The sequence below is a fragment of the Spirulina sp. CCY15215 genome (assembly GCF_016888125.1).
Taxonomy (GTDB): domain Bacteria; phylum Cyanobacteriota; class Cyanobacteriia; order Cyanobacteriales; family Spirulinaceae; genus CCY15215.
Map to the genome: position 1 here is coordinate 49,382 of NZ_JACSWA010000361.1, position 8,599 is coordinate 57,980.

9 protein-coding genes are annotated in these 8,599 nt (G+C 42.4%); 6 read left to right on the forward strand and 3 right to left on the reverse strand.

The features are described from left to right. Positions 1-19: 19 nt before the first annotated feature. Positions 20-1,498, reverse strand: a complete 1,479-nt coding sequence (locus JUI58_RS09835; RefSeq protein WP_204103598.1) for a tetratricopeptide repeat protein — start codon at positions 1,496-1,498, stop codon at positions 20-22. A 190-nt stretch (positions 1,499-1,688) separates the two neighbouring features. Here JUI58_RS09835 and JUI58_RS09840 point away from each other — a divergent pair, with 190 nt between their 5' ends. The 4 genes from JUI58_RS09840 to JUI58_RS09855 are packed head-to-tail and all read left to right on the forward strand — an operon-like array spanning position 1,689 to position 6,020. Beyond that, the gene (locus JUI58_RS09840; protein ID WP_204103599.1) at positions 1,689-2,549 is read left to right on the forward strand and encodes a hypothetical protein; all 861 of its coding nucleotides are present in this window, start codon (positions 1,689-1,691) and stop codon (positions 2,547-2,549) included. Between the two features lie 20 nt (positions 2,550-2,569). After that, the gene (gene sbnA / locus JUI58_RS09845) at positions 2,570-3,583 is read left to right on the forward strand and encodes a 2,3-diaminopropionate biosynthesis protein SbnA (protein WP_204103600.1); all 1,014 of its coding nucleotides are present in this window, start codon (positions 2,570-2,572) and stop codon (positions 3,581-3,583) included. Next, complete coding sequence (gene sbnB, locus JUI58_RS09850; protein WP_204103601.1) at positions 3,580-4,611, forward strand: 2,3-diaminopropionate biosynthesis protein SbnB; 1,032 nt, start codon at positions 3,580-3,582, stop codon at positions 4,609-4,611. The genes sbnA and sbnB overlap by 4 nt, the downstream gene beginning before the upstream one ends. Continuing rightward, on the forward strand, positions 4,596-6,020 hold the full coding sequence (locus JUI58_RS09855; protein WP_204103602.1) for a flippase: 1,425 nt from the start codon (positions 4,596-4,598) through the stop codon (positions 6,018-6,020). The genes sbnB and JUI58_RS09855 overlap by 16 nt, the downstream gene beginning before the upstream one ends. 32 nt (positions 6,021-6,052) lie before the next feature. Here the strand turns inward: JUI58_RS09855 and JUI58_RS27690 are convergent, their stop codons facing one another. Beyond that, the gene (locus tag JUI58_RS27690) at positions 6,053-6,295 is read right to left on the reverse strand and encodes a DUF655 domain-containing protein (RefSeq protein WP_348539871.1); all 243 of its coding nucleotides are present in this window, start codon (positions 6,293-6,295) and stop codon (positions 6,053-6,055) included. Then, on the reverse strand, positions 6,264-6,410 hold the full coding sequence (locus JUI58_RS09865) for a hypothetical protein (RefSeq protein ID WP_204103606.1): 147 nt from the start codon (positions 6,408-6,410) through the stop codon (positions 6,264-6,266). The genes JUI58_RS27690 and JUI58_RS09865 overlap by 32 nt, the downstream gene beginning before the upstream one ends. Before the next feature lie 222 nt (positions 6,411-6,632). Here JUI58_RS09865 and JUI58_RS09870 point away from each other — a divergent pair, with 222 nt between their 5' ends. Together JUI58_RS09870 and JUI58_RS09875 are read left to right on the forward strand one after the other, a co-directional pair. After that, positions 6,633-7,553: a ParA family protein gene (locus JUI58_RS09870; protein ID WP_239121369.1), complete on the forward strand. Its 921-nt coding sequence runs from the start codon at positions 6,633-6,635 to the stop codon at positions 7,551-7,553. A gap of 58 nt (positions 7,554-7,611) precedes the next feature. Next, the gene (locus tag JUI58_RS09875; protein WP_204103608.1) at positions 7,612-8,487 is read left to right on the forward strand and encodes a ParA family protein; all 876 of its coding nucleotides are present in this window, start codon (positions 7,612-7,614) and stop codon (positions 8,485-8,487) included. Positions 8,488-8,599 lie beyond the last annotated feature (112 nt).

Consider the following 8,599-nt stretch of genomic DNA (forward strand, 5'->3'; position numbering starts at 1 on the left):
TTTTAGGGTCTTCTATTGTTTATCCAAACCTTGGTCTAGCAAAGCGATCGCGGGTTGGTATTGGCGCTTGTTGTGAAGGTTCTGGGGGTGGAGGATTGTCTGCGGGTGTCTCTAAAGGAGGAGGAGGAGGAACTTCCTCAAAAGGTTCTTCTTGTTGAGGAGGAGGAGGAGGAGGAACTTCCTCAAAAGGTTCTTCTTGTTGAGGAGGAGGAGAAAAAGGAGGAAGTTCTTGAAATTGTTCTCTAGGTTCGGGTTCTTCAGGAATGGGGATAGAAGGAATAACAGTTTCATTCAAATATAAATCTACTTCTTCCATCTTTTCTAAATTCCCTTGACCGCGATAGAGGGATTTGGCTTGTTCTAGGGTGGCGATCGCCTCTTCGTAGCGTTGCAAGCGATAGTAACACACCCCGGAATTGTAGAAAGCATCGGGAAAAATAGGATTGAGTCCGATCGCCTCTTGATACTTTTGTAGTGCCAGTTCGCAGTCTCCTGCATCTTGATAGGCAATGCCGAGATTATAATAATTGATCGGATCATTGGGGGCAAAAGTCGCCACTTGTTCGAGGGCTGCGATCGCCGTATCTACGTTTCCGGTTTCAATGGCGGCGGTGCCGAGTTGTTGATAAACTGCGATGTTATTGGGGTCTAATTCGGCTGCTGTGGCAAAACGCTGTTCTGCTGCCCTAAAATTCTCTTGTCTGGCATAAACTAAGCCTAAATTGTACTGTGCTTGTGCATTATTAGGATCGATAACTGCGGCTGTACCTAGGGCTTCTTGTGCTAAAACTAAATCGCCGCGATCGGCATAAAGTAAACCGACTTGATAGTAAGCATCGGCAAAATCGGGATCGATCGCGATCGCGTCTTCATAAAGAGAAATAGCCTCGTTAGTTTCGCCGCGACGGGCGAGAATTAAGCCCAAATTGTAAGCAGCGCGGGCATTTTCGGGATTGAGTAGTAAGGCTTGACGATAGGCTAATGCTGCCTCCTCTTTCTCTCCCAAAACATCTAATGCGAGGGCAAGATTGTAATATCCTGGTGCAAATTTGGGTTCGAGACGAGTAGCGCGTCTAAAACTGGAAACGGCATCTATTAAAGCACCTTGGCGATAGTAGGCAATACCCAAATTGTAGTGACCTTCAGCCAAAGTCGGATTTAAACCGACGGCTTGTTCGTACTCTTGAATCGCTGTGGCTACATCTCCTTGCTGCATCAGGCTATTGGCCAGCATATAATAGCCCATCGGCATGAGCGGATCCGATCGCAATGCCTGTCGAAAAGATGCCTCTGCTGCGGGGAAAATCCCCTGTTGATAAGCTAACGTCCCTTTTTGGAAGGCGATCGCGGCTTCTAAATTGTTGGTATATAGTCCATCGAGGACTTGTTTGACCCGAGGGGGTTCGGGCTGTTTTTGCGCCGTCGCAGCAGAGGCGATCGCACCCCACCCGAATAACGCCAAAGTCAGCGCACCCCATCTCATGTATTGTTTTCTCATTAGCCCAGCCTCTTCGCGAACCCAAATTTACTCTAAATTGTAATCGGTAATTGGTCATTTGGTCATTGATTATTGGTCTTGGACGTTTTCAATTCGATAATTGACTCTGGCAAACATATTTGTCGTATATTTTCTTGTATTCAAGCCCCAGAAAAATATCGAATATAAAAGTATTAAAAATAGGATATTTATGAGATTTACAAAAAAAGCCGAGTTTGATTTTGTAGACGCGACCCATCAAGAATTCAGGGCTTTTACGAAGATACGCGATCGATATAGCAAAATTTATATTATTGTCTCTCCACCGAGATGTAGTTCAACAGCATTTGCGAGGGCTTTTTGGGAACAGCCTACTATTAGTTACTATAGCCACGAACCTTTTGATGTAACTTATCACAACAATCTTGAAGTGAGCCAGGTTGTCTCTCAACTCAAAAACCCCATTCACTTAAAATCAATAAAACAGAATTATGATAGTGAATTAGCTCAAGAATTAATCCTTAAAGAAATGTCTTTCCAGGTGGGAATAAACTTTCCTTTTCTTGTGGCTTTAACTCAAGCCCCCATTATCTTTTTAATTCGAGATCCAAGACTCAGTATTGCGTCCAGAATGGCAAAAAGAAAAGAAGGCGGGGGCAATCCTCTTTTTCCTTTCATCGAATCGGGATGGGAATTGCTCTTAGCTCAAATTGAATACTGTCAGCAGCAAAACGTGCCTTATAGTATTGTCGATGCGACGGAGTTCAGAAATCATCCCCAAGCTATCTTTTCACAAGTTTTTGCTCAATTAAAACTCCCTTTCCGTCCAGAAATGCTATCTTGGCAACCCTGTGAAGATATCGCCATTGATAACCTCGACGGTCAGCAAAATTATTGGTATCATCGAGTTCTGAATAGTACCCAGATAGAGCCAGCAACGGAAATTATTCCTGCTCTTGATTCATTTCCAATAACGGGAGGATTTCGAGATCACGTTGCCAAATGTCTTGATATCTATCACTTTTTAGGGACTTTGCCAGAAAAAATAACTGGCGATATCATTGATTTCTAATACATGGAGGAAATCCACAAATGCAAGAGCGAACTGGCATTCTGGCTGCTGTTGGCAATACACCTTTAGTCAAGTTAGAAAAATTACTCGATCGCCCAAAATTCAATCTTTATGCAAAATTAGAATTCTTAAATCCGGGGGGGAGCATTAAAGATCGACCCGCTACCCAAATGCTCTTAGAAGCATTAAAAAAAGGAAAGATCGACAAACAAACTACAATTGTTGAATCCAGTTCGGGAAATCTTGCGATCGGTTTGGCTCAGGCTTGCACGTATTTAGGACTGAGACTAATTTGTGTCATGGATATCAAGTCCACGATCGCCAACCGTAAAATTGTTGAGGCTTACGGTGCCACCGTCGATTTAGTCGAAGATCCCGATCGCGTCACGGGAGGGTTTTTGCAAGCACGCATTCAACGGGTGCAAGAATTGCTCGATCGCACTCCTAATAGCTTCAATTGCAATCAGTACGCGAATACCGATAATCCCTTGGCACATCACCAAACAATGGGAGAAATTGCCACAGCATTAGGCGATCGCGTCGATTATTTATTTTGTGCCACCAGCAGTTGTGGCAGTTTGCGCGGCTGTGCGGAATATATTACCCAGCGCGGACTCAAAACCCAGATCGTGGCCGTAGATGCCCGAGGTAGTGTTGTCTTTGGCGACGAAGCGAAAAAACGCTTGATTCCAGGTCACGGAGCCAGTCGAGTCCCAGAATTATTTCAGCCCCATCTCGCCAGCACTCACGTTTTAATCTCAGATTTGGAATGCGTGACCGGCTGTCGGCGCTTACTGAATAGAGAAGCGATTTTTGCCGGCGGGTCTTCGGGAGCCATCGTTGCAGCAATCTTAAAGTTTCAGGAAAAAATTCCCGCCGATGCCAACTGTGCTGCTATTTTTTACGATCGCGGAGAGCGCTATCTTGATACAGTTTATTCGGATAGTTGGGTTTACGAACATTTTGGCAATGCTGCCTGTTTCTGGTCTCCCACGGCGGCTCAACGCGAAACCACTGTCAACCAATCAACATGAACCCAAACTCAGGCAACTTATTATTATTAACCGGAGATGAAATTGACGAATTGTTGCGCGATCGCGAGCAAGACATCCTTGAAGCTGTCAAACTCGCTTATCAGGCTCACGATCGCGGTAATACCATCATGCCCGCCAATTCTTATCTCCGCTTTCCCAACAAAGAAAAGGAGCGCATTATTGCCAAACCCGCCTATTTAGGAGAAGGTTTTGAAGTCGCGGGAATTAAGTGGATTTCCTCCTTTCCGGGAAACTTAGCCAAAAACTTAGAGCGAGCTTCGGCGGCCTTAATTTTGAATTCCATCGAAACCGGTCGCCCTACCGCCATCCTAGAAAGTTCGATTATTAGTGCCAAACGTACCGCAGCCAGTGCCGCTTTAGCCGCTCAATATCTCTGGCCGCAAGAAACAGTTTCCGGAGTCGGTTTAGTGGGTTGTGGGTTAATTAACTTTGAAACCTTGCGCTTTTTGCTCGCCATTTATCCCGATATTGGGAATCTCAACCTTTATGATTTAAGTCCAGAGCGAGCCGAACAATTTAAAAGTAAATGCGGGCAATTAAAACCGGATTTGAATATACAAATCTGCTCGAGTTTTGCAGAGTTATTAGAGCGATCGCCCATTGTCTCCTTGGCAACCACCGCCGTTAATCCTCATATTAATTCCCTCAAGAATTGTTGTGAAAATGCAGTCATTCTGCATATTTCCTTGCGAGATTTCCTTCCCGAAGTCATTTTACAGGCGGATAATATCGCCGATGATATCGAACAAGTTTGTAGTAATAATACGTCCCTGCATCTTACCGAACAACAAGTCGGCGATCGCAATTTTATTCGCGGTACATTAGGAGGAATTCTCAATGGCAAAATTGCCCCCTATAATTCTCAAAAATCTATGAGTATTTTCAACCCCTTTGGTTTGGGAATTCTCGATATGGCCGTAGCTAAACTCACCCAAACTCTGGCGCGAGAACAAAAAATTGGTACTATTATTCCTTCCTTTTTCCCTAAATCTTGGTTGGAAAGATAAGCAATTGTCGCGATCGCAAAATTAAGCGATCGCAACCCCATAATAGCGATCGAAAGAGAATGACTCAAACCTCCCTCAGTGAAACCCAGAGTAGCGTCGATCTCAGCGCTTTAGCCAAAAACGCAGCGACCATTCTCGCCTTGCAAACCGTAGGTGTCACCCTGACCTACCTCGCGCAAATTTTTCTGGCGCGATGGATGGGAAAAACCGAGTATGGCCTCTATGAATATGTCATTTCTTGGTCATTAGTTCTCGCCATTCCTGCCAGTTTGGGCTTACCTCGTGCGGTTTTACGCTTTATATCCGAATATCGCGTCCGACAGGAATGGGGGGAATTACGAGGCTTGATTTTAAGCAGTTGGCAATTAACAGCAGGAGTGGGTTTGCTTCTCTGTTTAGCAGCAACTGAAATCATCGCGCTTCTCGATCGCCACGAGAGCTTTCCCTATGCCCCAGTTTTGCTCATCGGCGTTTGGCTTGTCCCCCTACAGGCATTAATTCAACTCCAAGAAGATATGGCTCGCGGGGTGGATAATATCCCCTTAGCCTATGGACCCTCAAAGGTACTCTGGCCGCTTTTAGTGCTAGGAAGTGGGTTTTTCCTCTTGCACCAAAATCTCGGTTTGACAGGGACATCAATGATCCGCATGGCACTTCTGACCCTATTAATCATAGTGGTCTTTCAAGTTTCCTATTTGTGGTTCAAATTCGACCGGGAAATTGGCGATGTCAAACCCATTTATAAATCTCGTCAATGGCTGTTAGTTGCGCTTCCTTTGCTATTAGATCGCACATTTGAGGTGTTATTAACCCAAACCGATATTCTCATGGTAGGGTCCCTAGTAGGTGCCGGGGCTGTGGGCATTTATAGTGCAGCAGCAAAAACAGCATTATGGGCTAATTTTGTTTTACAGAGTCTTAACTTGGTTGCCTCTCCTGCTTATGCCATTCTTTATGCGAAAGGCGATCGCGAAGGATTGCAAAAAGTGGTGGGTACTGTAACATTATGGATTTTTGCTCCCTCGGTGGCGATCTCTATCAGTTTAGTCATTTTTGCCCAACCCATTCTCAGCGTTTTCGGTCCGGAATTTGTAGCAGCACAGTGGGCTTTAAAAATTCTTATTATTGGGCAATTGGTGGATGTATTATGCGGCTCTGTTGGTAATTTGATGGTGATGACAGGTCATCAAAATAAATCTGTTATTGTTTCCAGTTGTTGTGCCTTGGTTAATGTGGGATTAAATGCCATTCTCATCCCCCAATTTGGGGCAGTAGGAGCGGCGATCGCCACAACCTGTACTTTAGGTGCTTGGAATGTTTGGCTTTGTATTTTGGTGATAAAATATATAAAGATAAATCCCTCAATTTTGTACTCTTTTGGAATCGGTAAAAACTTTGTATCTGATTGAGAAATACTAATTGAGAAATACTAACTTAATAATTATTCTGATAGAAGGCGATCGCAGATTTTCAGTGCTGTTGCATCTCCCACACCTTTAACTCGTTCTCTAAAATCAACTAAAGATTCAAATTCCTTCTCCTTCCGTGCTTCAACAAGATTCTTAACAATATTGTTAATATTACTAATGCCTTTCAACAGTGATTTTAGTTCATTTTGAGTTAAGCGAGTATGATATTCTAATAGTTGAGATTCAAACTTTGCGATCGCGATCTGATTTCTCAGAACTGGGTTTAGAAATGGCGATCGCCTTCTGGGGAATGCTTACAAAATTATTTTGTTTGCGACTATCCCGACCAATTAATGCTTTAATCTGGTCGATCTTATCATTAACCTCCATGCCAGCACAGCGAAATGGAATTTTTTGTTAGGATTTTTTATTTTGGGCGATCGCTTAACTCAGAAGATTATCATCACAATAAAAACAAAAATGCTCACTTTACATAAAATTTTATAAAAACAACACAAAAAGTTACAATTTTACAAAATCTTGACAATGATTTGTCGAGAAAGAAAAATCGAGACATTTTCCGAAAGTTCGAGCTTCAGATTATGATCGAGATTGGCAAATACCGAACGCAGCTATATGGGATACATTGTTTCGATCGCGAACATGAAAGGGGGTGTGGGAAAGACCACCATTGCAGTTAACTTGGCGACTTGTCTAGCACGCGATCGCCAAAAGCGGGTCTTGATTGTCGATCTCGACACCCAAATCAATGCTACCCTCAGCATGATGCCCCCCTTGTACTTTGCCAAGTTAAAACAAGAAAGGCGTACTCTGAAAACCCTTGTTCATCAAACCATTAGAACCGACACGGAAGAACGACTGGCGATCGAAAAAATCATCTATCGCGATATATGTCAAATAAAGGGGCTAGATATCCTAGCCGGAGATGTAGAATTGTATGATGATTTTGTTTTATCTGCTTTAATTGCCGGCAAATCTCAATCTCATCAACAAGACTTTGAACGCACTTGGAATAATGTTGAAAATAATCTCATTCGTGTTCTTCTCAAGCCTATTATTAAACAGTATGATTTGATTTTGCTTGACTTTCCTCCAGGAGATAGTTTAATTACGCGCAGTGCTTTACTCGCCAGTCATTTTTATTTAATTCCAGCCAAAGCAGAACCCCTTTCTGTCGTCGGAATTGGTTTGCTAGAAAGCCGCATCGAACAACTGAAAAAAGTCAATCGAGGTGCGATCGAATCACTGGGAATTGTCTATACATCTCGCGGACAAGTAACCGATATGGAACGTAAAGTTAAGTATCGTCTCGAACAAGAATTTGGCGCAGAGAAAATCTTTTCTACAGAAATTCCTCTCAATGTTGATGTTGCCCGTGCAGTTGATGAGTTTCAACCCGTTGTTCTTAATAGTCCCGATTCTTCTGGAGCCAAAGCATTTGTTAAACTCGCCCCGGAATTTTTGCGGAAATTAGTCAAAATTGTTAAGAGTAAAAGAGAAAATAAACGCTAAAATAGAAGCCCTAACATTAACTTAATTTTTGACTGAACTTTCATTGGGAGATATTTGCATGGCATCGGTTCTAACTACAATTAACATGAAAGGAGGAGTTGGTAAAACGACTCTGACGGTTAATCTTGCAACTTGTTTGGTCAAGAATTTCGCCAAGCGGGTTCTTATCGTTGATTTAGACTCGCAAATTAGTGCCACATTAAGCGTGATTTCTCCTCATGATTTCTCTCGCTTGCGGAAAGGAAGACGAACAATTAGTTATCTAATTGATAAGGTAATTCGCCCTTATATTTCTCGAAAATATTCTACTGAAGATATGATCGTAGAATCCGTTGCTGAGGTTGCAGGATTAGATTTATTACCAGGAGATATTGAACTTTATGATGAATATACGATCGCGGAAACTTTGTATAAGAAAGCAACTAATGAAGACATCACAAAGTTTTCTGAAGTTTGGGAACATTTTGAGAGTATTTTAATTAAAAGCATTCTCATGCCTGTTATCGATCGCTACGATTTCATTCTGATTGATTGCGCTCCAGGCTATAATCTTTTAACTCGAAGTGCAATTGTATCCAGTAATTTCTATTTATTACCTGCCAGACCTGAACCTTTATCTTTAATTGGTATTCAACTTTTAGAAAGAAGGATTGAAAAACTAAAAAAACAGTACGATCCTGCACTTGATGTAAATTTATTAGGCATTGTTTTTATTCTCTCCGGTGGAATGTTTAGCGGACGCTATTACAATCAAGTAATCCAACGAATTGAGCAAGATTTTGCCGAGAATAAAATTTTTAAAAACCGAGTCCCTATGGATGTTAATGTTGCTAAAGCAGTTGATAATTTTACCCCCGTTGTTCTCAACACTCCTAATTCATCAGGAGCAAAAGCGTTTATTAAAATAGCAGAAGAATTTATGCAGAAAGTTTAAATTTAAGGGTGCATCTCAGTTTTGTAAAAATAGCGAGCAAGATGCTCGCACTACCCCCATTATGGTTTATTGTAGTGGGAGCGTCTCGCTCCCTAGCTCTAATTATTCGGAG